The organism is Rhizobacter sp. P2_H2 (assembly GCF_056403375.1).
The window spans coordinates 1-1,472 of sequence record NZ_JBFUFP010001235.1 but is presented as its reverse complement, the minus strand read 5'-3'; the positions used below and the strand labels follow the sequence as shown (position 1 = coordinate 1,472).

The following is a 1,472-nucleotide window of genomic DNA, read 5'->3' as shown; positions in this document are numbered from 1 at the left end:
GACCACGCGGCCCTGCACCGTGACCCACAGCGTGGTGTCGGGGAACGGGTTGCGCGCCTGCACCGCCTGCTGGATCGCCGACGCGATGTCCGTGTCGTAGGCATAGGCGTTCGGCCGGTCGCACTCCTTCGCGAGCCAGCAGGTCGTGCCCTTCTCGAGCCGGCGGTGCGCCTGCACGCGGCGGTCGGCCTCGTCGGTGAACGGGCCGGCGGGCAACGGGCAGTCGGGCAGCGCGGCGGTGATCGGGAAGAACGGATCGTTGAACCAGTTCTGCAGCGCGTCGGATGGCTGCGCTGCGCTGCCGGTCGCGAGCAGGAGGGCGGTTACGCCGATCGAGATGCGGTGCATCCCGTGATCCTAGAGCCTGTTGACACGGCGGGTTGCCCGTATGCTGCACTTTTGCGCAACCCGCGATGGAGGCGTCCGGTGGCCCAGCGCTTGTTCGTTCGACTCGACGAGGACCCCGTCCAGGGCCCGGAATCCGGCACGCCCGCGGACAGCCTGCGAACGCTGCCGCTGCCCGCCGCGTTGCAGCCCTTCGTCGCGCAGATGCTGCTGTACCGCGAGCGCTTCGCGCCGGGCCACGAGATCGTCGAACGCGTGATCCCCGATGGCGCGGTGCGCCTGGTCGTTCACTGGGGCGACGCGCCGGCGGCCGGGCCGCAGCGCAGCCTGCTCGCGATCGGGCCCTCGACCACGCCGGCCGTGCTGCGCCTGTCGGGCCGCATGGCCGGGCTCGCGATCACGCTGCGCCACGGCGCGGCGGCCGCGCTGCTCGGCGTGCCGGTCGGCGAGATCGCCGGGCTTGCGTTGCCGCTGCAGGCGCTGTGGCCGCGCGACGACGCACAGGCCCTCAGCGCCCTCGCCGACCTGGAAGACGACGCCAGCCGCGTGCGGCTCGTGCAGCAGGCGCTGTTGCACCGGCTGCGCCATCGGGCGGCAGGGGATCCGCGGCCGGCCGTGCACGCGCTGCGGCTGCTGACGCAGTCCGGTGGCCGGCTGCCGGTGCCTGCACTCGCCGCGCAGGTGGGCCTGGGCGAGCGTCGCTTGCAACAGGTGTTCGACACGCAGTTCGGGCTCTCGCCGCGCCGCTGGAGCCGGCTCTCTCGCCTGCACCGCTGCCTGCGCGATCTGCGCGTTCATCCGCAGCGCAGCTGGGCCGAGGTCGCGCTCGATGGCGGCTTCTTCGACCAGTCGCACCTGGCCAACGAGTTCCGCGCGCTGTGCGGCTGCACGCCGGCCGAATACCGGCGGCTCGCGGTTTCGGAATCTTCCAAGACCGCCGGCTGACAACTGCGCACCATGGCGCCGATCGAACCCAGGAGCCAGACGATGACGAACGACGACAACCCGCGCCCGCTGCAGGGCCGCGTGGCGGTGGTGACGGGCGCCAGCCGCGGCGCGGGGCGCGGCTGCGCGGTCGAGCTGGGCGCTGCCGGCGCCACGGTCTACGTGACCGGGCGCAGCACGCG

General features: G+C 73.3%; 1 protein-coding gene and 2 pseudogenes. 2 read left to right on the top strand and 1 reads right to left on the bottom strand.

Going from position 1 to position 1,472, the window contains the following annotated elements:
• Positions 1–348 (bottom strand): annotated as a pseudogene (locus tag AC1D15_RS31920) (BON domain-containing protein); the annotation flags it as partial.
• A 78-nt stretch (positions 349–426) separates the two neighbouring features.
• Between AC1D15_RS31920 and AC1D15_RS31915 the strand changes: the two are divergent.
• Together AC1D15_RS31915 and AC1D15_RS31910 are read left to right on the top strand one after the other, a co-directional pair.
• Complete coding sequence (locus tag AC1D15_RS31915; RefSeq protein ID WP_477829207.1) at positions 427–1,290, top strand: AraC family transcriptional regulator; 864 nt, start codon at positions 427–429, stop codon at positions 1,288–1,290.
• Between the two features lie 42 nt (positions 1,291–1,332).
• Positions 1,333–1,472, top strand: a pseudogene (locus AC1D15_RS31910) (oxidoreductase); the annotation flags it as partial.